Source organism: Pseudomonas sp. HP_12 (genome assembly GCF_055283955.1).
This window is the reverse complement of the sequence record NZ_JBTOQG010000009.1, coordinates 19,462-43,966: the sequence shown is the minus strand read 5'-3', so window position 1 is coordinate 43,966 and position 24,505 is coordinate 19,462. Positions and strand designations below refer to the sequence as shown.

The 24,505-nt window shown below is 61.5% G+C and carries 22 protein-coding genes and 1 pseudogene; 10 read left to right on the top strand and 13 right to left on the bottom strand.

Annotated features, from left to right (window positions below):
* Positions 1-11: 11 nt before the first annotated feature.
* A complete protein-coding gene (locus ACYASU_RS08495) occupies positions 12-1,280 on the bottom strand; it encodes a DASH family cryptochrome (protein ID WP_463582516.1) in 1,269 nt (422 codons plus the stop codon).
* A gap of 143 nt (positions 1,281-1,423) precedes the next feature.
* Between ACYASU_RS08495 and ACYASU_RS08490 the strand changes: the two genes are divergently transcribed.
* Complete coding sequence (locus ACYASU_RS08490) at positions 1,424-1,888, top strand: DUF3429 domain-containing protein (protein ID WP_463582515.1); 465 nt, start codon at positions 1,424-1,426, stop codon at positions 1,886-1,888.
* A 144-nt stretch (positions 1,889-2,032) separates the two neighbouring features.
* Here ACYASU_RS08490 and ilvD read toward each other — a convergent pair whose 3' ends face one another.
* Entirely contained in the window at positions 2,033-3,880 is a 1,848-nt protein-coding gene (ilvD, locus tag ACYASU_RS08485) for a dihydroxy-acid dehydratase (protein WP_192173005.1), read from the bottom strand.
* 422 nt (positions 3,881-4,302) lie between these two features.
* The gene (locus tag ACYASU_RS08480) at positions 4,303-5,499 is read right to left on the bottom strand and encodes a class I SAM-dependent rRNA methyltransferase (protein ID WP_237252892.1); all 1,197 of its coding nucleotides are present in this window, start codon (positions 5,497-5,499) and stop codon (positions 4,303-4,305) included.
* Between the two features lie 167 nt (positions 5,500-5,666).
* Between ACYASU_RS08480 and ACYASU_RS08475 the strand changes: the two genes are divergently transcribed.
* The 3 genes from ACYASU_RS08475 (at position 5,667) to ACYASU_RS08465 (ending at position 7,885) form a co-directional block, all read left to right on the top strand.
* Positions 5,667-6,533: an HDOD domain-containing protein gene (locus ACYASU_RS08475; RefSeq protein WP_192173003.1), complete on the top strand. Its 867-nt coding sequence runs from the start codon at positions 5,667-5,669 to the stop codon at positions 6,531-6,533.
* Between the two features lie 38 nt (positions 6,534-6,571).
* Positions 6,572-7,384 carry a bifunctional DNA-formamidopyrimidine glycosylase/DNA-(apurinic or apyrimidinic site) lyase gene (gene mutM, locus ACYASU_RS08470; RefSeq protein ID WP_282368664.1) on the top strand — a complete coding sequence of 271 codons (813 nt, stop codon included), beginning with the start codon at positions 6,572-6,574 and terminating at the stop codon, positions 7,382-7,384.
* Positions 7,385-7,549: 165 nt separating this feature from the next.
* On the top strand, positions 7,550-7,885 hold the full coding sequence (locus ACYASU_RS08465) for a multidrug transporter (RefSeq protein WP_192173001.1): 336 nt from the start codon (positions 7,550-7,552) through the stop codon (positions 7,883-7,885).
* On the opposite strand, the gene ggt is transcribed toward ACYASU_RS08465, so the two are convergent.
* The 4 genes from ggt to ACYASU_RS08445 form a co-directional block, all read right to left on the bottom strand.
* Positions 7,867-9,600 carry a gamma-glutamyltransferase gene (ggt, locus tag ACYASU_RS08460; protein ID WP_463582568.1) on the bottom strand — a complete coding sequence of 578 codons (1,734 nt, stop codon included), beginning with the start codon at positions 9,598-9,600 and terminating at the stop codon, positions 7,867-7,869. The genes ACYASU_RS08465 and ggt overlap by 19 nt on opposite strands.
* An 87-nt stretch (positions 9,601-9,687) precedes the next feature.
* Positions 9,688-9,939 carry a YfhL family 4Fe-4S dicluster ferredoxin gene (locus ACYASU_RS08455; RefSeq protein WP_065991092.1) on the bottom strand — a complete coding sequence of 84 codons (252 nt, stop codon included), beginning with the start codon at positions 9,937-9,939 and terminating at the stop codon, positions 9,688-9,690.
* A gap of 99 nt (positions 9,940-10,038) precedes the next feature.
* Positions 10,039-10,521: a pantetheine-phosphate adenylyltransferase gene (gene coaD / locus ACYASU_RS08450; RefSeq protein ID WP_192172999.1), complete on the bottom strand. Its 483-nt coding sequence runs from the start codon at positions 10,519-10,521 to the stop codon at positions 10,039-10,041.
* A 345-nt stretch (positions 10,522-10,866) separates the two neighbouring features.
* Positions 10,867-12,306: a coniferyl aldehyde dehydrogenase gene (locus ACYASU_RS08445; RefSeq protein ID WP_463582514.1), complete on the bottom strand. Its 1,440-nt coding sequence runs from the start codon at positions 12,304-12,306 to the stop codon at positions 10,867-10,869.
* Positions 12,307-12,454: 148 nt separating this feature from the next.
* Between ACYASU_RS08445 and ACYASU_RS08440 the strand changes: the two genes are divergently transcribed.
* The 3 genes from ACYASU_RS08440 (at position 12,455) to ACYASU_RS08430 (ending at position 15,343) form a co-directional block, all read left to right on the top strand.
* The gene (locus tag ACYASU_RS08440) at positions 12,455-13,651 is read left to right on the top strand and encodes an MFS transporter (RefSeq protein WP_463582513.1); all 1,197 of its coding nucleotides are present in this window, start codon (positions 12,455-12,457) and stop codon (positions 13,649-13,651) included.
* A 72-nt stretch (positions 13,652-13,723) separates the two neighbouring features.
* The gene (locus tag ACYASU_RS08435) at positions 13,724-14,425 is read left to right on the top strand and encodes a TetR/AcrR family transcriptional regulator (protein WP_463582512.1); all 702 of its coding nucleotides are present in this window, start codon (positions 13,724-13,726) and stop codon (positions 14,423-14,425) included.
* 63 nt (positions 14,426-14,488) lie between these two features.
* Positions 14,489-15,343 (top strand): sulfurtransferase, encoded by an 855-nt coding sequence (locus ACYASU_RS08430; RefSeq protein WP_346627257.1) that lies wholly within the window; start codon positions 14,489-14,491, stop codon positions 15,341-15,343.
* Positions 15,344-15,361: 18 nt separating this feature from the next.
* Here the strand turns inward: ACYASU_RS08430 and ACYASU_RS08425 are convergent, their stop codons facing one another.
* The 6 genes and pseudogenes from ACYASU_RS08425 to ACYASU_RS08400 all read right to left on the bottom strand — a co-directional run bounded on the left by ACYASU_RS08425 (position 15,362) and on the right by ACYASU_RS08400 (position 20,944).
* Positions 15,362-15,685 (bottom strand): AzlD domain-containing protein, encoded by a 324-nt coding sequence (locus tag ACYASU_RS08425; protein ID WP_192172994.1) that lies wholly within the window; start codon positions 15,683-15,685, stop codon positions 15,362-15,364.
* Positions 15,682-16,410 (bottom strand): AzlC family ABC transporter permease, encoded by a 729-nt coding sequence (locus ACYASU_RS08420; RefSeq protein ID WP_463582511.1) that lies wholly within the window; start codon positions 16,408-16,410, stop codon positions 15,682-15,684. The genes ACYASU_RS08425 and ACYASU_RS08420 overlap by 4 nt, the downstream gene beginning before the upstream one ends.
* A gap of 68 nt (positions 16,411-16,478) precedes the next feature.
* A complete protein-coding gene (locus ACYASU_RS08415) occupies positions 16,479-17,495 on the bottom strand; it encodes a hydrolase (RefSeq protein WP_463582510.1) in 1,017 nt (338 codons plus the stop codon).
* Positions 17,479-18,099 (bottom strand): 16S rRNA (guanine(966)-N(2))-methyltransferase RsmD, encoded by a 621-nt coding sequence (gene rsmD / locus ACYASU_RS08410; RefSeq protein WP_065991110.1) that lies wholly within the window; start codon positions 18,097-18,099, stop codon positions 17,479-17,481. The genes ACYASU_RS08415 and rsmD overlap by 17 nt, the downstream gene beginning before the upstream one ends.
* A pseudogene (locus ACYASU_RS08405) lies at positions 18,099-19,475 on the bottom strand (M16 family metallopeptidase); the annotation flags it as partial. The gene rsmD and the pseudogene ACYASU_RS08405, both read right to left, overlap by 1 nt.
* 116 nt (positions 19,476-19,591) lie before the next feature.
* Positions 19,592-20,944, bottom strand: coding sequence for a M16 family metallopeptidase (locus ACYASU_RS08400; RefSeq protein ID WP_463582509.1), 1,353 nt, complete (start codon positions 20,942-20,944; stop codon positions 19,592-19,594).
* A 279-nt stretch (positions 20,945-21,223) separates the two neighbouring features.
* Between ACYASU_RS08400 and ftsY the strand changes: the two genes are divergently transcribed.
* Genes ftsY through ftsX form a run of 3 tightly spaced genes read left to right on the top strand, consistent with a single transcriptional unit; the run spans position 21,224 to position 24,467 of the window.
* Entirely contained in the window at positions 21,224-22,777 is a 1,554-nt protein-coding gene (ftsY, locus tag ACYASU_RS08395) for a signal recognition particle-docking protein FtsY (RefSeq protein ID WP_463582508.1), read from the top strand.
* Positions 22,774-23,445, top strand: a complete 672-nt coding sequence (ftsE, locus tag ACYASU_RS08390) for a cell division ATP-binding protein FtsE (RefSeq protein ID WP_037018829.1) — start codon at positions 22,774-22,776, stop codon at positions 23,443-23,445. Before ftsY ends, ftsE begins: the two co-directional genes overlap by 4 nt.
* Positions 23,442-24,467: a permease-like cell division protein FtsX gene (ftsX, locus tag ACYASU_RS08385; RefSeq protein ID WP_192172988.1), complete on the top strand. Its 1,026-nt coding sequence runs from the start codon at positions 23,442-23,444 to the stop codon at positions 24,465-24,467. The genes ftsE and ftsX overlap by 4 nt, the downstream gene beginning before the upstream one ends.
* Positions 24,468-24,505: the final 38 nt, after the last annotated feature.

The window sequence follows — 24,505 nt, the reverse complement described above, 5'->3', positions numbered from 1 at the left end:
GCCGCGCACTGTCAGGCCCATAGCCTGCGGTAGGCGCCGTCGGCATCATGTTCGTCCGCCTGCTTCGTGGTGTTGAATCGCCGACCGCCCCTCGGGTCCGTTCCGTAGCCGGCGATGTACAGCCAATTGCCCTGATTGCTGTAGACGTCGTAATCCACCAGCTGCGCTTCGAACCAGGCGGCCCCGGCGCGCCAATCGCCCTTCAGGTCAAAAATCAGGTAACTGGCGACGATCTGGCGCATTCGGTTGGATAAATAGCCGGTTGCCGCCAATTCCCGCATGCCAGCGTCAATCAACGCCTCTCCGGTTTCACCCCGACACCAGCGCGCGAACCCCTGTGGGTTGTGGCCCGGCTCGCTGCCACCTTTCAGGCCGCTGGCGCGGTAGAGAAACCTGCCGTATTTCAGATGCAGCAAGCGGAAGTAATCGCGCCACAGCAACTCGAAATAGATCCAGTACTTGCTGTCGTTGGCGCCGTGTTCGGCCTCGAAAGCCTTCAACGCCTGATCAATCTGAGGCGCTGACAGCGAACCCCGTGCAAGCCAGGGCGAAAATTTGGTTGAGTCGTCGACTGCGCTCAAGTTGTTGCGCGTGGCTTTGTAGCTGTTCGCCAATCCGCGGCTGAAATACTGCTGCAGATGCTCAATGGCTGCATGCTCGCCACCGTGGAACGCTTGCTGTTGGTAAGGAAATGCCGAGCGGGTGTCCAAAGCGGGAGGCGCCTGCAGCGTGACCGGCTTGATGCTCGAACCTGGGGGCAGCGCAGGAATCGTCGTTGGCGACGGTATGACGGGGCGCGCAGAAGTGTGGGCTTTTTCCACAAGACGACGAAAGCTGCTGAATACGTCGGGCAACTCCTCGACCGCCATCGGCAACTCATCCAGCGAAAACAGCGTCGACTGCCAGTGATCTTCCACGGTCAATCCCGCTGCGCGAAGGCCCTGCACCTGTGCTTCCTCTTCCGGCGCCGCGATGCGTTCGCAGATGACCGTATCGACACCCCATTCGTGGGCCAGGGCGACGAGCCGCTCCACCGGATCACCCTCGATCTGCATCAACCCACTGCCGTGAGCCCGCAACTGCTCGGCCAGTGCGCTGACCGCTGATTGTTCGAAATACTGACGATGGGCGCCGATGCGCTCGAATCCCCATGGCGACGATGTCGTCACGGGTGTGCAGTAAACCGGCAGCAGCGTGTCAGCAATTTCACATGCGTGAGTGAACGCTGGGTTGTCAGCAAGCCGAAGGTCCTGACGGAACCAATAGATCAACGTATTCATATGAAGGTCTCAGCGTCTAGGGATCAAGGCCTTGATCAGTTGGTTTGAGGACGTGGTCCTTTTTCCGTTCGAGCGAAGAGAAGCTAAACAGGATTGCGCTTTTGAGCGATAGTCTTTCAAGTAAATGACTGGAAGGGGCTCAAATGAAAGCGTTGTCGCTGTCTTCGTCGCCAAGGTATGTCGCCCTGCTGGGCTATGGGGGGTTGCTGCCGTTCGTTGGGCTGCTGTTGCTGATTCTTTTTTCAGTCGAATATCGCCCTTTCTTGACGCAAGCGCTGGTTGCTTACGGGGCGGTGATCCTGAGCTTTGTGGGCGCGCTGCATTGGGGGTTCGCCATGACCCTGCAAGGATTGAGTGCCGATCAATGTCGCGAGCGGTTCATCTGGAGTGTCATCCCGGCACTGATCGCCTGGCCCGCTCTGTTATTGCCGGCACCGCTGGGGCTTTTGCTGTTGATTTTAGGTTTTGTCACGCACTACTGGCAGGACCGGCGTCTGGTGAAGGCGACAACACTGCCCGCCTGGTATTTGCCGATGCGTCTGCGTCTGACGTTGGTGGCCAGTCTTTGCCTGCTGTTGGGTGCGATCACCGTAGCGATCGGCTCATGAACCGCCGGTGTCTGGATCCGTTGCCGGCGGAATTGATGGGCCCGGGTGGATGTTCGACGGATGGTCGAGCCTTGCCTCTTTAAAGCGGCCGGCAGACAAAAGAACACCCCGACAGGCGGGGTGTTTTTCAGTGCGGGGTGATGCTTACGGCACCAGCTTGTCCAGCAGGGCCTTGTCACGCACAGCACCTTTGTCGGCGCTGGTCGCCAGCAGGGCGTAGGCCTTGAGGGCGGTGGTCACCTTGCGCGGGCGCGACTCAACCGGCTTCCAGCCTTTCTTTTCCTGCTCGGCGCGACGTTCGGCCATTTCCGCGTCGTCGATCATCAGGTTGATCGAGCGATTCGGAATGTCGATCAGCACTTTGTCGCCGTCACGAACCAGACCGATCGCGCCGCCGGCTGCGGCTTCAGGAGAAGCGTGGCCGATGGACAGGCCAGAGGTCCCGCCCGAGAAACGTCCGTCGGTCAGCAGCGCACAGTCTTTGCCCAGGCCTTTGGATTTCAGGTATGACGTCGGGTACAGCATTTCCTGCATGCCCGGGCCGCCTTTCGGACCTTCGTAACGGATGATCACGATGTCCCCGGCCTTCACCTCGTCCGCCAGAATGCCGCGAACGGCGCTGTCCTGGCTTTCGAAAATCTTGGCGTTGCCTTCGAACACATGAATCGATTCGTCCACGCCGGCGGTTTTTACCACGCAGCCGTCGAGCGCGATGTTGCCGTACAGCACGGCCAGGCCGCCTTCTTGCGAGTAGGCGTGCTCGACGCTGCGGATGCAGCCGTTCTCGCGGTCGTCGTCCAGGGTTTCCCAACGGGTCGACTGGCTGAAGGCCGTCTGGGTCGGAATACCGGCAGGGCCCGCTTTGAAGAAGTGATGCACCGCTTCGTCGTCAGTCTGGGTGATGTCCCACTTGGCGATGGCTTCTTCCATGGATTTGCTGTGCACGGTCGGCAGGTCGGTGTGCAGCAGTCCGCCACGGGCCAGCGAGCCCAGAATGCTGAAGATGCCGCCGGCGCGGTGGACGTCTTCCATGTGGTACTTCTGGATATTCGGCGCGACCTTGCACAGTTGCGGCACGCGGCGCGACAGGCGATCGATGTCGCGCAGGTCGAACGGAATCTCGGCTTCCTGGGCAGCGGCCAGCAAATGCAGGATGGTGTTGGTCGAGCCGCCCATGGCAATGTCGAGGGTCATCGCGTTCTCGAACGCCTTGAAGTTGGCGATGTTGCGCGGCAGCACCGAGTCGTCATTGTCTTTGTAATAGGTTTTGCACAGGTCGACGATGGTGCGGCCGGCCTGCAGGAACAGCTGTTCGCGGTCGGAGTGGGTCGCCAGCGTCGAGCCGTTGCCCGGCAGCGCAAGGCCCAGGGCTTCGGTCAGGCAGTTCATCGAGTTGGCGGTGAACATCCCGGAGCACGAACCGCACGTCGGGCAGGCGCTGCGCTCGTATTCAGCGACTTTTTCGTCGGACGCGGTGGAGTCGGCAGCGATGACCATGGCGTCGACCAAGTCCAGGCCGTGGCTGGCGAGCTTGGTCTTGCCGGCTTCCATCGGACCGCCGGAGACGAAGACCACCGGGATGTTCAGGCGCAACGCAGCCATCAGCATGCCGGGTGTGATCTTGTCGCAGTTGGAGATGCAGACAATCGCATCGGCGCAGTGGGCGTTGACCATGTATTCGACCGAGTCGGCAATGATCTCGCGGCTTGGCAGCGAATACAGCATCCCGTCATGGCCCATGGCGATGCCGTCATCCACCGCGATGGTATTGAATTCCTTGGCGACGCCGCCTGCTCTTTCGATCTCGCGCGCCACCAGCTGACCCATGTCCTTCAAGTGGACATGGCCCGGTACGAACTGGGTGAACGAGTTGGCGATGGCGATGATCGGCTTCTTGAAATCGTCGTCCTTCATGCCCGTGGCACGCCACAAGGCGCGCGCGCCGGCCATATTGCGGCCGTGGGTGGACGTTTTCGAACGGTAATCAGGCATTGGAACACTCCGGCTAATCGGCTGAATAAGGAAGGGAGTGAGCTTCTAGTGACGTCGTGTGCAAAAGGCAGTGACCGGATGCAGCGAAGAAACCGAACGATACGGGATCACCGTACGCCCAGCCTGAGCTCATAAACCCGCCGGGGGATGACTGGCGATGAATAGCGCTGATTCTACACCTGTGAGGGCGGGAGGGAATGGCGGGAAGTGGTGCTGCGGATTCATCGGTCTGATAACACTGATCTATCTGCAGGCAAACGCAACTGTGGGAGTGAGCTTGCTCACGAAGGTGGCGGTACATTCGCTAAAGCTTCAGCGGGTGCAACGCCGTCTTCGTGAGCAAGCTCACTCCCACAAGGATCAGTCGCCTACAGATCCGCGCGGGATCTGCATAAATGGGCGATCTCTTTACGCCACAGCCATCAGCTGTTCGGCAACAACCGGCAGGTGATGCTTTTGATGTAGCGCGTCTCTGGGATCGCAGGGTGGACCGGGTGGTCCGGGCCCTGGCCGCCGCGCTCGAGCAGCTGGATGTTGCGGTCAAGATGGCGGGCGCTGGTCAGCAGGATGTTTTGCAGATCGTCTTCCGGCAGGTGCATCGAGCAGGAAGCGCTGACTAGAATGCCGTCCTTGCTGAGCAGGCGCATGGCTTGCTCGTTCAGGCGGCGGTAGGCGCCTTCGCCGTTTTTCATGTCTTTCTTGCGTTTGATGAACGCGGGCGGGTCGGCGATGATCACGTCGAAACGCTCTTCAGCGGCTTTCAGCTCCTTCAGCGCTTCAAACACGTCGCCTTCGATGCAGGTGACCTTCTCCGCGAAGCCGTTCAGCGCTGCGTTACGCTCTACCCCGTCCAGCGCAAAGGCGGACGCATCCACGCAGAACACTTCGCTGGCGCCGAACGCACCGGCCTGAATGCCCCAGCCGCCGATGTAACTGAACAGGTCCAGCACACGCTTGCCCTTGGCGTAAGGCGCCAGGCGCGCGCGGTTCATGCGATGGTCGTAGAACCAGCCGGTCTTCTGGCCTTCCATCACCGGCGCTTCGAATTTCACGCCGTTCTCTTCCAGCGCGACCCACTCCGGCACCAGGCCGAACGCGGTTTCAACGTAGCGGTTCAGCCCTTCGGCGTCGCGCGCGGCGGAGTCGTTCTTCAGCAGAATGCCGCTCGGCTTGATCACTTGAATCAGCGCAGCCAGCACGTCGTCTTTCAGTTGCTCCATGGCGGCTGACGCCAGCTGCACCACCAGAATGTCGCCGAAACGATCGACTACCAGACCCGGCAGCAGGTCGGAGTCGCCATAGACCAGGCGATAAAACGGCTTGTCGAACAGACGCTCGCGCAGCGACAGGCAGACGTTCAGGCGATGAACGAGCAACGACTTGTCCAGTGGCAGCTTGACGTCGCGGGACAGCAACCGTGCGCAGATCAGGTTTTGCGGGCTCATCGCGACGATGCCCAGCGGCTTGCCACCCGCGGCTTCGAGAATGGCTTGAGCGCCAGGAGCAAAGCCGTTGAGCGGGGTGGCAGCGACGTCGATTTCGTTGCTGTAGACCCACAAATGACCGGCGCGCAGGCGGCGATCGGCGTTGGGCTTGAGGCGCAAGCTAGGCAGGGACATGACGTCGCTCCGGAAAAAAGAGCGGGAGTATAGCGCGTCAGCCGGCTGGCGGGCGCGCCGTGCTCTGTTACCGTCTGGCTGTCCGTCGGATCCGTTGAATCGTCATCCAGTTGTCGACGCATGGCCGCTAGGGGTTAGAATCGTGCCCTGACCCCGAGTGTGAAGTTATGTCCCAAGAGCTTACGTCCGAGCAGATCCAGCAGGCGTTACAAGGCATCAGCGTCCCGCCCCAGCCGCAAATCATGGTGGATTTGCAGATGGAGCAGTACATGCCCGACCCTGACCTGGGTGCCATCGCCCGGTTGATCGCCCAGGATCCGGGGCTTTCCGGCGCGCTGCTGAAAATCGTCAATTCCAGCCATTACGGCCTGAGCAATAAAATCGCTTCGATTCAGCGGGCGGTGAATCTGCTCGGCAGTCGCTCGGTCATCAACCTGATCAACGCGCAGTCGATCAAGGGCGAGATGAGTGACGAAACCATCGTCGTGCTCAACCGTTTCTGGGACACCGCCCAGGACGTTGCGATGACCAGTCTGACGATCGCCAAGCGCATCGGCTCACAAACCGTGGACGAATCCTACGCGCTGGGTCTGTTTCATGACTGCGGCGTGCCGCTGATGATCAAGCGTTTCCCCGATTACATGAGCGTGCTCGAAGAAGCGTATTCCAACGCCACCGCCGAGTGCCGCGTCGTCGACACCGAGAACAGGCTGCTGAACACCAACCACGCCGTTGTCGGTTATTTCACTGCCAAGTCCTGGCGTTTGCCTGAACATGTGAGCAACGCCATTGCCAATCACCACAACGCACTGGCGATTTTTCAGGACGACTCGGGTCGCAACGCGCCACTGAAAAACATGCTGGCCGTGCTGAAAATGGCCGAGCATGTGTGCGAATCTCACCGCGTCCTGGGCAACGAGCCCGTCGACCACGAGTGGAACAGCATTGGTCCTCTGGTGCTCGACTACGTCGGCTTCTCTGACTATGACTTCGAAAACCTCAAAGAAAGTATTCGTGAGCTGAGTGCGCACTGACCCTGCGCACCTGATCTTACCCTTCATCGAGCGGCCCCATGCCTGAATTACCTGAAGTCGAAACCACTCGTCGGGGCATCGCACCGCATCTGGTGGGCCAGCGCGTCAGCCGGGTGATCGTGCGCGATCGTCGCCTGCGCTGGCCGATCCCCGAAGACCTCGACGTGCGCCTGTCGGGGCAGAAAATCGTGGCCGTCGAGCGCCGCGCCAAGTATCTGCTGATCCAGGCGGAGGTCGGCACCTTGATCAGCCACCTCGGCATGTCGGGCAATCTGCGCCTGGTGGATGCCGGTCTGCCGCCGCTCAAGCATGAGCACGTCGACATCGAACTTGAGTCCGGCCTGGCCTTGCGCTACACCGACCCCCGTCGTTTCGGCGCCATGCTCTGGAGCCTGGATCCGCTCAACCACGAGCTGCTCGCGCGCCTGGGGCCGGAACCGCTGACCGAGGTGTTTGATGGTTTGCGTCTGTTCGAGCTGTCTCGCGGCCGGGCGATGGCAGTCAAGCCGTTCATTATGGACAACGCAATCGTGGTGGGCGTCGGCAACATCTATGCGACCGAAGCCCTGTTTGCCGCCGGAATCGATCCGCGCCGTGCCGCCGGGAGCGTTTCCAAGGCGCGCTATATAAAGCTGGCGATTGAAATCAAACGCATCCTGGCCGCCGCCATCGAGCGAGGCGGGACGACGCTGCGGGATTTCATCGGCGGGGACGGCCAGCCCGGCTACTTCCAGCAGGAACTGTTCGCGTACGGCCGCGGCGAGCAGCCGTGCAAGGTCTGCGGGACCACGCTGCGAGAAGTGAAGCTGGGTCAGCGGGCCAGCGTTTACTGCCCGAAGTGCCAGAAATAATTCCCGGCGGCGACAGGAAGTACTGACCGCCGCTTGATCGCCAGGGTTTGTCCGACGTCTCCTACAGGGCGTGTGTCGTCAGTGAGACACGCCGCCCCTTGCGTAAGCCCGCGCCCTGTTTATAGTGAACAGCTTCATATCTGCCTTAGCCTGAAGGACCATGCCATGAGCCCGTTTCGCATGCTTGCTGCCACGTTGGCCGTGTTCTTCGGCTTGCAATTCACGCCTGCGCTGGCTCAGGACGCGACAGGCAGTGGTGATCCCGTCTACGAAATCGAAAGCCCTCCTGCCTACGCGATGATCGGCGACCTGCTGATTGCGCGGCCGATTCTCATCGTTGCCACCGTCATTGGCGCCGGGTTGTTTGTGGTTGCATTGCCGTTTACCGCCGCCGGTGGCGGCATTGGCCGCACCGGCAAGGCGCTGGTCGTGGATCCGGGCAAGGCGGCATTTGTCCGCTGCCTGGGTTGCACCGGCGATGGTTACGGCAAGCAGGACTGATCGGCGCAGGCGCGCATCAGCTTCAGCGCGCCATCGGGTTTGAATATCGTCGAAACGCCAATGCCGCGTGGATCACTGGCCGCTTCAACCCGGCCACTGTTCTTGTGCCACAACAACACCTGCTGGTTGCCAAAATCCTTCGCCGTCTCTTTCAGCGTGTAACCGCGCTCGCGCAGGTCAGCCAGTTCCTGCTCCGTGAAAGTCCCAGGCTCGTACTCGACCACATCTGGCGTATGCTGGTGGTGATAGCGCGGCGTTGATGCCCAGTTGGCAATCGGCTGATCATCCAGGTATTGCAGTATCGACAGCAGCACCATGCTGGGGATACGGCTGCCGCCCGGGGTGCCGAAGGCTGCGAGGGACTGCGGGCCTTCTATGAAACTCGGGCTCATGCTGGAGAGGGGCCGCTTGCCCGGCTCAATGGCGTTGGCGTGACCGCCTGCCGCCGCCGAGGTGCTTTGGCCTTTGGGGTCGATGGCAAAGTCGTCCATTTCATCGTTGAGGATGATCCCGGTGCCAGGCACGGTGAACGCGGAGCCGAAGGGCAGATTCAGCGAGAGTGTCGCCGTGACGGCGTTGCCCTCGTTATCCAGGACCGCGAAATGGCTGGTGTTATCGCCCTCACGCCAGCGCGGGGCGGGTGGCAGGATGTTGTTGGGCGTGGCGCGGTGGGGGTCGATGCTGGTGGTGAGTTGCAGCAGGTAGTCGGGGGAGAGCAGTTGAGCCACCGGATTGGGCACGAAGTCAGGGTCCCCCAGCAATACGCGATCACGGTAAGCGCGGCGCAGTGCCTCGATCACCAAGTGCGCCCGCTGGATTTTCCCTGACTCCCGCCACGGCAGTTGTTGCAGCATGAACAGGCTTTGCGCCAGAGCGATGCCACCTGCCGAGGGCGGAGGTGCGCTGATCAGCTCCCGTTGATGGGCCATCTGAACGCGCAGAGGCGTGCGCGTGACGACTTCATATTCTTCGAAATCGTGGTAATTCCAGATGCCCCCTGCGCGGCGAACGCCGCTGACCATCGCCTGCGCCACCAGACCGCTGTAGAACCCTGCGCGGCCATTGTCGGCAAGGCGCTCCAGCGTCTGCGCCAGTTCCGGCTGGGTGATGACGTCACCCAGATTTGGCACATCGTTGTTGCGCAGAAACAGGCGCGCACTCTCCTTGTCATTACGCAGCGCGAACAGCCGCCAACTGGCGCGTTCGCGATAAACACTGTCCACTTTGAAACCGCGATAGGCGACCCGGATTGCCGGCGCGAGTGAAATCGAAAGCGGCAATCGGCCATAGCGTTCGGCGAGTTCGACCAGCGCAGCGGGAAGCCCGGGAATCGCGGCCGCCAGAGGTCCGTTGAGGGACAGGTCCGGCTGGAGGATGCCTTTGCGGTGGAACATTTTGGGTTTGGATTTGAGCGGCGCCTTTTCGCGCGCGTCGAGAAACTGATACTGAACGGGGTCGCCGGATTGGCGCAGCAGGAAAAACCCGCCGCCGCCGAGGCCCGACCCGTAGGGCTCCACAACGGCGAGGGTCGCGCTGATGGCGATTGCGGCATCGAATGCGTTGCCGCCGTCGACCAGGATTTCCTGACCGGCGGCCGTCGCAATGGGGTGCGGACTGGCAATGGCGGCCTGATCAGGGTGATCGGGGCTGGCCTGGGCCGAAAAAACCCACAGCAGAAACACTGCGCCTGACAAAACAGGTATCCGTTCCAGCATAGAGATCATGCGTATCTCGCTCAATTCAACAGGCGTTAAGCCAGTGTCTTCGGCGAAAGCACGTATGCCGACAGGATATGCGTTCGGTTATGCCTTGCTTGTGATCAGGTTGTACTTGGCCATGAGCTCGTCCTTGCTCTCCACGTGGTTTTCGTCCAGCGGGATGCAGTCCACAGGGCAGACTTGCTGGCACTGCGGCTCGTCATAGTGACCCACGCATTCGGTGCACAGGTTGGGATTGATCACGTAGATCTCTTCACCCTGGGAAATCGCTTCGTTCGGGCACTCGGGTTCGCAGACGTCGCAGTTGATGCAGTCGTCGGTGATGATCAGGGACATGGATACTCCTGCCACGGTCGACACCGGGGCATATCAAAACGAATGCGGCGGATTGTGCCGCATTAGCGCTCGGTATGCACCTCGCCTCGACGCAAGGCCTCAGGCTTTTTTGAAGCGTTCGCTCAGCGCCTGGGCCACGGCGGGGTGTACGAATTTGGTGATATCACCACCTAACGCTGCGATTTCCCTGACCAGCGTAGATGAAATGAACGAATAGCGTTCGGACGGCGTAAGAAAAAGACTTTCGATGTCCGGGGCCAGTTGCTTGTTCATGTTGGCGAGCTGAAATTCGTACTCGAAATCCGACACCGCACGCAGGCCGCGCAGCAGGATGTTGGCGTTCTGTTCCTGGGCGAAGTGTGCCAGCAGTGTCGAGAATCCTACGACCTCCACGTTGTGCAGGTGTTTGGTCGCTTCGCGGGCAAGCGCAACCCGTTGCTCCAGCGGAAACAGGGGATTTTTCTTGGGGCTGGCGGCGACGGCAATGACCACTTGATCGAACAGGCGCGAAGCGCGCTCGACCAGATCGCCATGACCCTTGGTGATAGGGTCGAAGGTGCCGGGGTACAACACTCGGTTCATCGCGTCGTCCTGGTCGGAGTTCGTTGGGGACTGGATGGTAGCGCAGCACGCTGAGCCGGCCAAGTCGCGCAAGTCTGGAGTGGGCCTGCCGGCGTGATAACCCTTGGTTTTACGGCGTGACGCCAAATGCCTTCCCGGCGAAAGCCAGTCCTGCAATGTTCCACAGCCATCCCCGCCGACTGCATGCGGTCTCATAGTGGGACCGGCTTCAGCCGGGAATAGGCCGGTGTGGGCGCCATTAGATTTGCGGCGTGACGCCAAATGCATTCCCGGCTAAGCCGGCCCCAGAATGTTCCACAGCCAGTCCTGCGGGGCGCGTTGTGTCGGTGTGAATTCGCACACGCATCAGCGCACGAACAGTCGCTGAATCAATTTCTGGATCGCCTTTCCATAGGGCGGGTAGATCAGGCGTGCGGCGTTGAAGCGTTGTTTGATCAGCACGCCTTTGGCATGACTGAACGTCAGAAACCCTTCGTGCCCGTGGTAATGGCCCATGCCCGACGCGCCGATGCCGCCGAAAGGCAAGTCGTCCTGAGCGACATGCAGCAGGGTGTCATTCAGGCAGACGCCGCCCGAATGCGTCTGCTCCAGCACGCGGTTCTGTTCATGTCGGTCGTAGCCGAAGTAGTACAGCGCCAGTGGCCTTGGGCGTTGATTGATGTAGGCGAACGCGTGCTCGATGTGGTCATAGGGCACGATCGGCAGCAGCGGTCCGAAGATCTCGTCCTGCATGATCAGCATGTCGTCGCTCACATCCAGAATCAGGCTGAACGGCATTCTGCGGTCCTGCCCCTCGGCGAACAGCTGAACCACCCTGGCACCCTTGGTTTGCGCGTCGGCGAGATACGAATTCAGCCGTGCGACATGCCGCTGATTGATGATTGCGGTGTAGTCCGGGTTGTCGGCCAGCGTGGGATAAAAACGCATGACCGCTTCCCTGTAGGATTCGACGAATTCGTCAACGCGATCCCTGGGCACCAGCACGTAGTCGGGCGCTACGCAGGTTTGTCCGGCGTTGAGGCTTTTGCCGAAAGCGATGCGTTCGGCGGCGGCCTTGAGCGGGATGTCGCGGGACACGATGGCGGGGGATTTACCGCCCAGCTCCAGCGTCACGGGCGTGAGGTTTTCCGCCGCCGCGCGCATGACATGCCGCCCGACGCTGGTGGCGCCCGTGAACAATAAGTGATCAAACGGTAACCTCGAAAAGGCCGCGCCGACCTCCGCCTCGCCCAGCACAACCCCGACGTGATCCTCCGCAAACACTCGTGCCAGCAGGCTTTTTAGCAAAGCGCCGGTGGCGGGCGTGGATTCGCTGAGCTTGAGCATCACGCGGTTACCCGCCGCCAACGCGCCCACCAGCGGCCCGATGGCCAGATACAGCGGGTAATTCCACGGCACCACCACGCCAATCACGCCTAATGGCTGGTAAACGACTTTCGCGCTCGCGGGCTGGAACGCCAGGCCGACGCTTCGGCGGGAAGGCCGCATCCATTGCTTCAAATGACGCTGGGCATGGCGGATGTTGTGCAGGCAGGGCATCAGCTCGGCGAGGAGCGTTTCATCGGCGCTGCGGTGGCTGAAATCAGCGCTGATCGCGTCAATGATCGCCTGACGCTCGGTGCTGAGCAGCCCGTGCAGGCGGTCGAGCCATTGCTTGCGTTCTTGCAGCGTCGGCATCGGATTGGCGGCGAATGCGCGACGTTGTTCGTCGAATACCTGCTCCAGGCTGCTGCGAAAGGGAGGGGCATCGTCTGCATAGGGCAGAAGCTTGGATTCGACGGGCATCGCAGCAGTCCTTATTAACGTTATGCAGGGGTTTTTAGAGTCATTGCTCTACGAAGTCAACGGTCCTTGCATTCGCTCCCAGGCGCACGCCAGACTGTCCCGGCTAAAACTGAACTGCCGCCCCTGCACCACCCGACACGGAGTCTCAATGCGCACGGACTATCTGGCGTTTTTCATTTCCCTGTTTCTCTCCCGCCTCGCCGATCAGGTTCTGCTGTTTCTGGTGCCGCTGATTGTCTTTCAAACCACCAACAGCGCGTCTCTGGCGGGGCTGGCGTTCTTCGTCGAGACATTGCCGCGCTTCCTTGCATTCCCGATTTGCGGCGCGCTGTGCGACAAATACTCGCCCATCCGGTTGCTGCACATCAGCCAGATCTACCGCGCATTGATCTGTCTGGTCGCGATGGGGCTGTACGGCCTGTTTGGCGGCATCGGCTGGCTGATCGGGCTGTCGGCGATCTGCGGCGTCCTGACCACCCAGGGGATCATGGCCCGGGAAGTGGTGATGCCGCATATTTTCCCGGATTACCGCTACGGCAAGACGCTCTCCTACTCTCAGATCGCCGACCAGACCGGCCTGGTGCTCGGGCCTTTGCTGGCCGCGCTGGCCCTGGAAATCTGTCCGTGGTGGGGCGTCGTGATGGGTGTGGCGCTGGTGTTCGTTGCGGCGGATCTCGCCATGGGCGTCTGGCAACGCAAGAGCGACGTCACGCTGGAGCGCTTTGATCAGCACGCAGGCCGCTGGACCCAGCCACTGAAAATCGCCTTCGGACACATCTTCCGACTGGCCGAGCTGAAGAAGATCATTTTGCTGGCGGTCGGCGTTAACCTGATCGTCGGCGTCACCCTGGCCAGCTCGGCGGCCATGGTGATCGGCTCGTTTGGCGAGAGCAAAGATTTCTACGCCGGTCTGCAGGCGGCGGGCGCCTTGCTGACCATCGCGATTCTGTTTGTTCTGGCCCGGGTCAGCCTGCCGCTGAAACTGCTCGGTGTGATGTCATACATCGCCTTGCTGCTGGGCGCATTCATTACCGCCACAAGTGCGTCATCCGAGGTCTACCTTGTCGGCTTTCTGCTGATCGTCGGCTTCGACAAGATGTTCAACGTCTACATGCGCAGCATTCGTCAGCGGGTCATTCCGGCGCGGGACTTCGGCAAGACCGTCGGCGTCATCACGCTGCTGAACAACCTGTCGCAACCACTGGCCGGGTTACTGGTGGGAGTGCTGACGGCGCCGATCGGTCTGCGCGGCGTCATTTTAATCAACGTGCTGGCGGCAGCCGTGCTCGGTGTTGGCGTCGCAGCGGTGGTTCGGCTCAGGGTGGCAACGGCCGTGGAGCGATGAAGTCTGCAACGGATCCGACGCTTGCGTTAAGATCCGGCACATCCCTGTTACGTTTCGACGTTCGAGTTGAACATGGCGCCGCGCATCAAAACCGTACGCATCAAAACCGTACGCATCAACACCCGTGAACGCATCGTGCACAGCAGCCTGGAGCTGTTCAATCAGCAGGGCGAGCGCAGCGTCAGCACCAATCACATCGCTGCGCACATGGAAATGTCGCCCGGCAATCTGTACTACCACTTCCCCAACAAGCAGGCGATCATCGCCGAGTTGTTCACCGAATACGAAACGCTGGTCGACAGCTTTCTTCACCCGCCCAAGGGCCGTCTGCCGGGTGTCGAAGACAAACGCCATTACCTGATGGCGATCATCGACGGCATGTGGCGCTACCGTTTTCTGCACCGCGACCTCGAGCACCTGCTTGAAACCGATCCCGAGCTGGCAGTGCGTTACCGACGCTTTTCCCAACACTGCCTGATCAAGGCGATGTCCATTTACAGCGGCTTTGTCGACGCGCAGATTCTGAGCATGGACAAGGTCCAGATCGAATCGCTGACGCTCAATGCGTGGATCATCCTCACGTCTTGGGTGCGTTTTCTGTGCACCACCCGGGAAAACGCCGCTCACCTGAATGAGGACGCGATACGTCGCGGCGTTTATCAGGTGCTGATGCTGGAACTGGCCTACGTCACGCCCCAGGCGCGGGAAGCAGTGAATACGCTGTGCGCGGAGTTTTACGTGCCGTTGGCCAAGGCACTGGAAGACGCTGGCTAACTCGGCCCGGTCGTCTCACTCGATTGTCATATCGCCCTTTTTTACTGCCTGCAGGAGCCTGTCATGTCCATCGCGCAATTGATCAGCCCGCAACAATTGTCAGAACGCCTGACCCAGCCCGGGCTTGTGATACTGGATTGTCGTTCGTCGCTGGACGATCTGGACTACGGCCAGCGCAGCTACGCAGAGGGCCATATCGAAGGAGCTTCTTACGCTGACTTGCTCAATGATCTCAGTGGTGCCATCACCAAGGGTGTGACCGGTCGCCACCCGCTGCCGGATCCGCAGACACTGATCGAGCGCTTGCGGTTCTGGGGTGTGAACAACCACAGCGACATCGTGCTTTACGACGATGGCCCGGGTGCGTATGCCGCCCGAGCCTGGTGGTTGCTGGCGTGGCTGGGCAAGCGCGACGGCGTGTATGTGCTCGATGGCGGGCTCAAGGCCTGGCATGGGGCGGGTCTGCCGCTGAGTCTTGATCCGCCGCACCAACCCGAGGGTTCATTCGACGGCGTGCCAGATGAATCGATGGTGCTGACGGCCGAGCAACTGCAGGCCCGCATCGGCGATCCCGCCATGACGCTGATTGACGCACGTGCCCCCGCGCGGTTCCGGGGTGAGGTCGAGCCCATCGACCCTATTGCGGGGCACATTCCGAGCGCACAGTGCGCGGCATTCACCGACAACCTCGGGCCGGATGGCCGCTTTCTCCCGGCAGAGCAATTGAAGCAGCGCTTCGCCGAGGCACTACAAGGCCGTCCTGCCCATGCGCTCGTCGCCTATTGCGGTTCCGGCGTGACGGCCTGTCACAACCTGTTTGCCTTGGCCCTCGCCGGGTATCCGTTGGGGGCGCTGTACGCGGGATCGTGGAGCGAATGGATCAACGACCCGCAGCGGGGCGTCGCGACCGGGGACTAAAGTGGCGACGTAGGTGCCTCACATCTGGCCCATCGCCCAGCGCAGCAAGAAGAACACCAGCAATCCGCCGCCAATGGTCGCCAAAAGGTTACGGCTGAATGCCGCAATGCCAATCGACACGATCCCGGCCAGCAAGTAGGCGTTGTCCAGGGACAACTGCCAGTGCGCGCCGTCGGGCAGCAACATGCCAGGGACGACGATGGCGGTCAGCACGGCGGTGGGTACGTAATGCAGGCCTTGGCGCACCAGCGGCGGGAAACGCAGGTTCGGCCAGGCGAACAGGCTGTAGCGCATCAGAAAAGTGATCGCCGCCATGCCCAGAATCAGCCACCAGTACGTCATGGGCGCACCTCGTTCGGGGTCATGTCGTCCAGCCTTGCCGCTTGCCTTCTCTCCAGAAACACCCCCGCCGCGATGCCACTGAACGCTGCGGCCATGAGCCCCAGCTTGTAGGGCCATGACCATGTCAGCAGGGCAACCGCGCCAGCGACCAGCGCGGCGGCGATCTGCGGTTGGTTGCGCAGCAGGGGCACGACGATGCCGATGAAGGTTGCCAACATCGCGAACTCCAGGCCCCAACTGGCCATGTCGGGAAAAGCCTGACCAAACAGCACGCCCACCAGCGAGCTGCTTACCCAGCAGGCATACAGCGAGCTCGCCACGCCCAGCCAGTACCAATGCGCGAGCGGCGTCCGGCCGTGGACCAGGTAGTGGCGTTGAACAATGGCGAAAGTTTCGTCCGTCAGCCAGAACGCCAGCAGCAGTCGCCAGCGCTGGGGCAGCCCCTGAACCTGTGGCTGCAGGGTGGCGCTGTACAGCACGTGGCGCAAATTGACGATGAACGTGGTCAGCAGAATCACCACCGCGCCGGCCCCGGCGCCCATCAGGCTGATGACGATAAACTGCGCCGATCCTGCGTAAACGAACATCGACATGCCGACCGCCTGCCACAGGGTCAGCCCACCCACACCGGCGAGGGTGCCGAAGATAATGCCGAATGGGGCAATGCCAACCAGCATCGGCACGCTGTCGCGAAGGCCGCGGACGAAGAATTGATGACGGGACATGGTTTTTCTCCTTATGCCCCGGATGGTAAGCGGGTGGCGCACACGTGTCTTGAACGATCGTGCAGGCGTTAGCGGCTTGGCTGCGTGCCATGGACGTCCGTCAACCACGCCGGAATCCGTTGCTCCAGGTAATACGTCGGCTTTCTAATCGTGCCGCCCACAAAACCCACGTGCCCGCCTTTTTTCTGCAGGTCGAATTCGGTACTGGGCGAAAGCTCCGAGCCTTCAGGCAGGCTGTGCTTGAACACGAACGGGTCGTCCAGGGATTGAATCAGCAGCGTTGGCGTGCGGATGGCGCCGAGGAAGTACCGACTGGAGGCGCGCCGGTAGTAATCATGGGCGTCCACGAATCCATTGAGCGGCGCTGTCACGCGCCCGTCGAAATCCCAGAACGTGCGCATGTCTTTCAGCGAGCCCAGTGCCGCCAGTTCTGCCAGCCCGTCACTGAGGCCTTCGTGCTGAAAGCGTCGCTGCTTGTCCTTGATGTAGCCGACCATCTCGCGCATGAAGTGCCGCTGGTAAACCCTGGAAAACCCCAGCCCGATCCGGTCGGCGCACTCGTCCAGTCGAAACGGCACCGACACCGCCGCAGCCCCCTGCAGGTGGCTGTCGAACCCGGTTTCGCCAAGGTGCTTGAGCAAAATGTTGCCGCCGAGGGAATACCCGACCGCGTAAAGCGGCGCCAACGGTCGAGCCTTGTGCAGATGATCGATCACGGCGGCAAGGTCTTCGCTGGCGCCGGAGTGATAGCTACGGGGCAACAGGTTCGGCTCCCCTGAACAACCTCGCCAGTTCAGGGCAACACTGGCCCAGCCGCGTTTTTCCATGGCGTGCTGCAGCCCGGCGACATAGGGGGAGTTGGACGAGCCGGTCAGACCGTGCAGCACCAGCACGATCGGCACAGTGGCGTCGTGCGGGCCGTGCCAGTCCATGTCGAGGAAATCACCGTCTTCCAGCCAGATGCGCTCGCGCCGACGCTCGAGGTGAGTGGTCGGCCGCCAGAGCGGTCCCCACAGGGTCTGCAAGTGCGGGTTGCCCAGGCCGAATGCCGGGACAAACCCGGGAAGGTCAGCTCGCGACGGCACTGCGTTCCCACACCGCGTAGTGAACCTGACCGGCTTTCTTTTCACGGTGCAGGCGCCAGTTGGCGGGCATGCCCAGCGTCGACGGCGCGGTTTCGCTTTCGGTGTAGATCCACGCGCTGTCCGCCAGCCAGTTGCGCTCTTCCAGCAGCGTGCAGGCAGGCATCAGCAAGTCCTGGTGGAACGGCGGGTCGAGGAACACCACGTCGAACTGTTCGGCCGGCTGGGTCTCCAGATGACGGAGCGCGTCGCCGGTAGCGGTTTTGCCGACGGTGCAACGCAGCGTGCCGAGGTGTTCGCGCAGGCTGGAGATCGCCATCGAGTTGGTATCCAGCGCCAGACCCATGCTGGCGCCGCGGGACAGGGCTTCGAGGTACAGCGCGCCACTGCCGGCGAACGGATCGAGCACGCGCGCGCCCTCGATGTACGGGGCCAGCCAGTTGAACAGGGTTTCCCGCACACGGTCCGGCGTCGGACGCAGACCGGGGGCGTCAGGGAAACTCAGACGGCGACTGCGCCATTCGCCGCCGATGATCCGCAGTTGGCCCAGGCCCGTGTGGATTTTGTGCCCTTTGTGGATACGCGGCGGCTTGGAAGTCGAGGTCATCAGTGCTCCGGAACACCGAGCGGTTGCTCGGCGGGTTTGTCAGTAGGGGGTGGCAGTGGCTTCTGCGGGACGGTCGGACCTGCGGTCACGATCACCAGCTTGTCGGCGTCCAGATGTTTGTTCATCACGGTCTTGATCTGCTCGACCGTGACGCTCTGGGACTGCGTCATGAAATCTTCGAGGTAGGTCAGCGGCAGATTATAGAAGCCGACTGCGCCCAGTTGGCCAACGATGGCCGCATTGCTGGCAGTCGCCAGTGGAAAGCTGCCGGCCAGTTCGCGCTTGGCATCATCGAGCTCTTTTTGGGTCGGGCCGTTGGCAAGGAATTCACGGGTGATGTCCTTCACCAGCTTGAGGGTGTTTTCGCTGAGTTCGGCCCGGGTCTGCAGGCTGATCATGAACGGACCTTGTGCCTGCATCGGCGTAAAGCCCGAAGAGACGCCGTAGGTCAGGCCACGTTTTTCCCTCACTTCGGTCATCAGACGGCTGCCGAAGCCGCCGCCACCGAGGATCGAGTTGCCCAGTGACAGGGCCGCGTAATCAGGATCGCCGCGAGTGATGCCCAGTTCAGCCAGCATCAGGTGCGTCTGCTTGGACGGAAACTCGATGTGAGTCTCACTCGGCTTGGGTTCGGTGGGTGCGACGGTTGGTGCCAGCGCCGGGCCTTTGGGGAGCGCAGCGGAAACTTGCGCCGCGACCGCTTCGGCTTCCGTTCGCGTCAGGTCTCCGGCCAGCGCAATCACTGCATTGCCAGCGGCGTAGGCCTTGGCATGGAAGGCCTTCAGTTGAGCCAAGGTCAGAGGCGCGATGCTTTTGGCCGTGCCCATGCTCGGATGCGCGTAGGGATGATCGCCGTACAACCGCTTGAACAGCTCATCGCCTGCGAGCTTGCCCGGGTTCTGCTTTTGATATTCGAAGCTCGCCAGCAGCTGATTTTTGATCCGCGCCAGCGAGTCCGCCGGGAAGGTCGGTTTGCCCACCACCTCGGCAAACAGTTTCAACGCAGGCTCGCGTTTGTCAGCGGCGCTCAGGCTGCGCAGCGAAGCGATCGCCATGTCGCGATAGGATCCGTTGCCGAAATCAGCGCCCAGCCCTTCGAAACCTTCGGCGATGGCGCTGACGTTCTTGCCTTTGACGCCCTCGTTGAGCATCGCGTTGGTGACCAGCGCAATACCAGGATTGGCGCCGTCCTGGCTGCTGCCGGCCGCGAACAGCAGGCGCATGTCGAACATCGGCAGTTCATGGGCTTCGACGAAGAGCACGCGAGCGCCTTCGGCGGTATTCCACGACTGGATGTTCAGCGAGCGGCGAGCCGGCGCTTTACCGTCCAGCTCTTTCAGGGATTCCAGCGTGTTGGCGGCCTTATCGATGGCTTTCGGGGCTTCGGCGGCGGTCTCTGCCATCGCCGATGCCGCACCGAACAGACCAAAGGTTACGGCAAGTGCGAAGGAGCAGGCCCGCGTTCGCGCAAAGCGGGATTCGTTGCGCTGGTTCATTGGGCTTTCTCCTCAGGCAAAACATGCGCAACGGCGAGGCGCTCGCGGGTGAAGTACGTACAGGCGGCTTTCTGGATGTCTTCCGGCGTCACGCTTTGCAGCGCGGCCAGTTCCTGATCGATGAGTTTCCAGGACAGGCCCACTGTTTCCAGTTCGCCAATGGTGCTGGCCTGACTGGTGATGGAATCGCGCTCGTAGACCAATCCGGCGATCACCTGGGCCCGGACCCGCTCCAGCTCTTCCTTGGCGGGCGGCTTGGTTTTCAGCTCGTCGAGCAGGCGCCAGATGCCGGCTTCAGCGTCGGCGAGGGTTTTCTTCTTTTGCTGATTGGGCGTGGCGCTGATGGTGAACAGGCTGTCGCCGCGGGTGTAGGCGTCGTAATCGGATGAGGCGCCGGTTACCAGCTCTTCGCCACGCTCCAGGCGGGTCGGGATGCGCGCACTATAGCCGCCGTCGAGCAAGGCCGAAATCAGGCGCAGTGCGTTGACTGACTGTGGATCGGGGGCGGTGGCCAGGCTCGGCACATTGAAGCCATACATCAGGCTCGGCATCTGCGTGGCGACATGCACGGTGATCTGGCGCAGGCCGGGCTCGGCAAGCTCCAGCGGTTTTTTCGACGGCGGTACGTCGCGGCGTGGCACCGGGCCGAAGAAGCGCTCAGCCAGGGCTTTTACTTCATCAGGCTTCACGTCACCGACCACCACCAGCGTGGCGTTGTTGGGGACGTACCAGGATTCATACCAGTGGCGCAGCTCCTCGACCTTCATGCGCTCAAGGTCCGCCATCCAGCCGATGGTGGGCGTGTGGTAGCCGCTGGCGGGGTAGGCGATGGCCTTGAAGCGCTCGTAGGCCTTGGCGTTCGGCTTGTCATCGGTGCGCAGGCGGCGCTCTTCCTTGATGACTTCGATCTCCCGGGCGAACTCTTCAGGGGGCAGGCGCAGGGTGGCCATGCGGTCGGCTTCCAGTTCGAAGGCAACAGCCAGTCGATCACGGGCCAGCACTTGGTAATAAGCGGTGTAATCATCGCTGGTGAAGGCGTTCTCTTCAGCGCCCAGGTCGCGCAGGATCAGCGATGCTTCGCCCGGACCTGCCTTGGAGCTGCCCTTGAACATCATGTGTTCCAGCGCGTGGGAAAGGCCCGTCTGGCCAGGCGTCTCGTAACTGGAGCCGACCTTGTACCAGACCTGTGAAACCACGACCGGCGCGCGGTGATCTTCACGGACGACGACCTTCAGGCCGTTGTCCAGCGTGAATTCGGTGGTGGGTTGTGGGTCGGCAGCCGATGCGGCGAAGGGCAAACAGATTGTGCTGAGCAGCAGGCCTGCGGCACAGCGGGCTAGAGCATTCATTCGTGATTTGAACCTTGGAGACGGCCTGCTTAGCGTCAGCGGGCGCGGGGGTGTTAGGATAGCGGCCAGTTTGCCTGACGACTATGGCTAAGATGTCCGAGCCGTAAACAGACCTTGTAAGACCTGGCCCGAATTCGCGGGTAGGACGGCCTGGCGACGGTCCGCTTATTTGACGTGGGCAACCTATGAACAAGCGGACATAAAAGCAGTCTGTTTCGCATACAGAATTTTTCAGAGGCGCCGCTCTGGCGCGTCGTTACCGTGAGATAGCCGTCCTCCATGTTTGGTTCCAACGACGACAAGAAGACCCCAGCCCCTGCTGGCGAGAAGAAAGGCCTGTTCGGATGGCTGCGCAAAAAGCCGCAGGAAGCCACTCCAGAACCGCCTCAGAATGCCCCCGCCCCCGCGCCAGAATCCGTGCCCGATCAGGCGCCGGCTGTTGCTGAGCAGATCAACGCCCCGGTCATCCCGGCCGAGCGCGCGCCGCAACCCACGTCGCAGCCCTTGCCACACACAGCGACGACTGAAGCGCTTTCGGCCCCGGTCGACGATCCTTGGCTTCACCTGCCTGTTGCTGAAGAGCCAGTCGCTTTCACCGATGAGCGCGAGCCTCACGTTACGCCGCCCATCCCGGTTCACACCGAGTCCAACGTGGAATCTGCAGCCGCTCCCTTGGCTGAAGTCCCCGCTCAACCGGCGCTCATCGACACCACCTCATTCGAAGTGGCTCCGTCTGTTGAGCCGACCCCGGTCGCGCTGCCTGATCCGGTGTCTGGCAATGATCTCCCGTCGCTGGCGCCGCCGCTGACGACAGCGCCGATGGTTCCAGCCGCAGCTGCCGTGCCCGTTCTTGAAACCAACGTGCCGCCTGTCCCGTTCGAAGGATCCGCCGCACCCAAGCAGCCTGGTTTCTTCGCGCGCCTGAAGCAGGGCCTGTCGAAAACCAGCGCCAGCCTCGGCGAAGGCATGGCCAGCCTGTTCCTCGGCAAAAAAGCCATCGACGACGACATGCTCGACGAGCTGGAAACCCGGCTGTTGACCGCCGACGTCGGCGTGGAAGCAACGTCGGCGATCGTGCGCAACTTGACGCAGAAAGTAGCGCGCAAGCAGCTCACCGACAGCGATGCGCTGTACAAGTCGCTGCAGAACGAGCTGACTGAAATGCTCAAGCCGGTGGAAGCTCCGCTGGTCATCACTTCGCAGCACAAGCCTTTCGTGATTCTGGTTGTTGGCGTCAACGGCGCGGGTAAAACCACCACCATTGGCAAGCTCGCCAAGAAGCTTCAGCTGGAAGGCAAGAAAGTCATGCTGGCGGCAGGCGACACCTTCCGCGCCGCAGCCGTTGAGCAGCTGCAGGTCTGGGGCGAGCGCAACAAGATCCCGGTCATTGCCCAGCACACGGGCGCGGATTCCGCTTCGGTGATTTTTGATGCCGTTCAGGCCGCCAAGGCACGCGGCATCGACGTGCTGATCGCCGACACGGCGGGCCGCCTGCACACCAAAGACAACCTGATGGAAGAGTTGAAGAAGGTTCGCCGCGTGATCGGCAAGCTCGACGCCGACGCGCCCCACGAAGTGCTTCTGGTGCTGGACGCCGGTACGGGCCAGAACGCGATCAACCAGGCCAAGCAGTTCAACCAGACCGTCCAGCTCACCGGCCTTGCGCTGACCAAGCTCGACGGCACGGCCAAGGGCGGCGTGATCTTTGCGCTGGCCAAGCAGTTCGGCCTGCCGATTCGCTACATCGGTGTCGGCGAAGGCATCGACGATCTGCGCACCTTCGAAGCCGAGCCGTTCGTCCAAGCCCTATTCGCCGAGCGGGAGCGCCCATGATTCGTTTCGAACAGGTCGGTAAACGCTATCCGAACGGACACGTCGGCTTGCATGAGCTGAGCTTTCGAGTACGTCGTGGCGAATTTCTGTTTGTGACCGGTCACTCCGGAGCGGGCAAAAGTACCTTGCTGCGCCTGCTGCTGGCGATGGAGCGTCCTACCACGGGCAAGCTGTTGCTGGCGGGTCAGGACCTGGGCCAGATCAGCACCGCGCAGATTCCTTTTCTGCGTCGTCAGATCGGCGTCGTGTTCCAGAACCACCAATTGCTGTTTGATCGCACGGTGTTCAATAACGTCGCGCTGCCCCTGCAGATCCTTGGCCTGTCCAAGACCGAAGTGGTCAAGCGCGTCGACTCGGCGCTTGAGCGCGTTGCGTTATCGGACAAAGCCGAGCTGTACCCGGGCGATTTGTCCACCGGTCAGCAACAGCGCGTGGGCATCGCCCGCGCCATCGTTCACCGCCCGGCCCTGCTGCTGGCGGACGAACCCACCGGTAACCTCGACCCGCGACTGGCAGCTGAAATCATGGGTGTGTTCGAAGACATCAACCGATTGGGCACCAGCGTGCTGATTGCAAGTCATGACCTCGCATTGATCGCGCGGATGCGCCATCGCATGCTGACGTTGCAACGCGGCCGACTGATCGGCGACGGGGAGGCTGGCGTATGAGTGCCACTCGCAGTCCCAAGGTGTCCGAACGCGTAGCGCCCAAAGCTTCAGACCCGGCGCCGCAAAAGAAAAAGAAACGCGATGACGACGATGGCCCGAGTTTCGGCGAGTTGTTCAATGCCTGGATCGAGGCCCACCGTTCAAGCCTGCTAGACAGCCTGCGCCGTCTCGGCAAGCAGCCCATTGGCAGCTTTTTTACCTGTCTGGTGATGGCCATTGCGCTGAGTTTGCCGATGGGCTTGTCGTTGTTGCTGAGCAATGTCGAGCGCCTGGGCGGATCCTGGCAGCGCGCGGCGCAGATATCTCTGTACCTGCAACTGGACGCATCGCCGAGTGAAGGCGAGGGCCTTGTCCGTCAGATCAAGGAAATGGGCGGCGTCGCCGATGCCGAATACATCAGCCGCGATGAGGCACTGAACGAGTTCCAGAAGCAGTCTGGTCTGGGCGAGGCACTGAAGGAACTGCCTGAAAACCCGCTGCCCGGTGTTGTGCTGGTTACACCGTTGGAAGTTGACAAAGCCGCGCTGGAAGCATTACGTACGCATCTGGCCGAGTTGCCTAAGGTGCAGCAGGCCCAGCTTGATCTGGTCTGGGTCGAGCGGTTGGCAGCGATCCTCAAACTGGGTGACCGGTTCGTGTTCGGCTTGACGGTGTTGTTGGTCGCAGCGCTGCTGTTGGTCATCGGTAACACCATTCGTCTGCACATCGAGAACCGTCGTACGGAAATCGAGGTCATCAAGTTAGTAGGCGGTACGGACAGTTACGTCCGTCGGCCCTTCCTTTATATGGGTGCGTTGTACGGGCTGGGTGCCGGGGTTCTTTCCTGGGGTGTTCTCGCTTTCGGGCTAGACTGGTTGAACGAAGCGGTGGTCCGGCTGGCCGGACTCTACGGCAGCAACTTTGCCCTTGCCGGCGTGCCGGTGTCCGACGGCGTGTCGCTCTTGCTTGGAGCGGTACTGTTGGGGTATATCGGTGCGTGGATTGCAGTGGCACGCCATTTAAGAGAGTTGGCGCCTCGTTAATGTTGAGTGGCTACATCGTTAGTAAATTTTGTTTCACC

Coding starts and splice junctions, on each gene's coding strand:
- ACYASU_RS08495 (WP_463582516.1), bottom strand. CDS start 1,280: ATGAATACGTTGATCTATTGGTTCCGTCAGGACCTTCGGCTTGCTGAC.
- ACYASU_RS08490 (WP_463582515.1), top strand. CDS start 1,424: ATGAAAGCGTTGTCGCTGTCTTCGTCGCCAAGGTATGTCGCCCTGCTG.
- ilvD (WP_192173005.1), bottom strand. CDS start 3,880: ATGCCTGATTACCGTTCGAAAACGTCCACCCACGGCCGCAATATGGCC.
- ACYASU_RS08480 (WP_237252892.1), bottom strand. CDS start 5,499: ATGTCCCTGCCTAGCTTGCGCCTCAAGCCCAACGCCGATCGCCGCCTG.
- ACYASU_RS08475 (WP_192173003.1), top strand. CDS start 5,667: ATGTCCCAAGAGCTTACGTCCGAGCAGATCCAGCAGGCGTTACAAGGC.
- mutM (WP_282368664.1), top strand. CDS start 6,572: ATGCCTGAATTACCTGAAGTCGAAACCACTCGTCGGGGCATCGCACCG.
- ACYASU_RS08465 (WP_192173001.1), top strand. CDS start 7,550: ATGAGCCCGTTTCGCATGCTTGCTGCCACGTTGGCCGTGTTCTTCGGC.
- ggt (WP_463582568.1), bottom strand. CDS start 9,600: ATGCTGGAACGGATACCTGTTTTGTCAGGCGCAGTGTTTCTGCTGTGG.
- ACYASU_RS08455 (WP_065991092.1), bottom strand. CDS start 9,939: ATGTCCCTGATCATCACCGACGACTGCATCAACTGCGACGTCTGCGAA.
- coaD (WP_192172999.1), bottom strand. CDS start 10,521: ATGAACCGAGTGTTGTACCCCGGCACCTTCGACCCTATCACCAAGGGT.
- ACYASU_RS08445 (WP_463582514.1), bottom strand. CDS start 12,306: ATGCCCGTCGAATCCAAGCTTCTGCCCTATGCAGACGATGCCCCTCCC.
- ACYASU_RS08440 (WP_463582513.1), top strand. CDS start 12,455: ATGCGCACGGACTATCTGGCGTTTTTCATTTCCCTGTTTCTCTCCCGC.
- ACYASU_RS08435 (WP_463582512.1), top strand. CDS start 13,724: ATGGCGCCGCGCATCAAAACCGTACGCATCAAAACCGTACGCATCAAC.
- ACYASU_RS08430 (WP_346627257.1), top strand. CDS start 14,489: ATGTCCATCGCGCAATTGATCAGCCCGCAACAATTGTCAGAACGCCTG.
- ACYASU_RS08425 (WP_192172994.1), bottom strand. CDS start 15,685: ATGACGTACTGGTGGCTGATTCTGGGCATGGCGGCGATCACTTTTCTG.
- ACYASU_RS08420 (WP_463582511.1), bottom strand. CDS start 16,410: ATGTCCCGTCATCAATTCTTCGTCCGCGGCCTTCGCGACAGCGTGCCG.
- rsmD (WP_065991110.1), bottom strand. CDS start 18,099: ATGACCTCGACTTCCAAGCCGCCGCGTATCCACAAAGGGCACAAAATC.
- ACYASU_RS08400 (WP_463582509.1), bottom strand. CDS start 20,944: ATGAATGCTCTAGCCCGCTGTGCCGCAGGCCTGCTGCTCAGCACAATC.
- ftsY (WP_463582508.1), top strand. CDS start 21,224: ATGTTTGGTTCCAACGACGACAAGAAGACCCCAGCCCCTGCTGGCGAG.
- ftsE (WP_037018829.1), top strand. CDS start 22,774: ATGATTCGTTTCGAACAGGTCGGTAAACGCTATCCGAACGGACACGTC.
- ftsX (WP_192172988.1), top strand. CDS start 23,442: ATGAGTGCCACTCGCAGTCCCAAGGTGTCCGAACGCGTAGCGCCCAAA.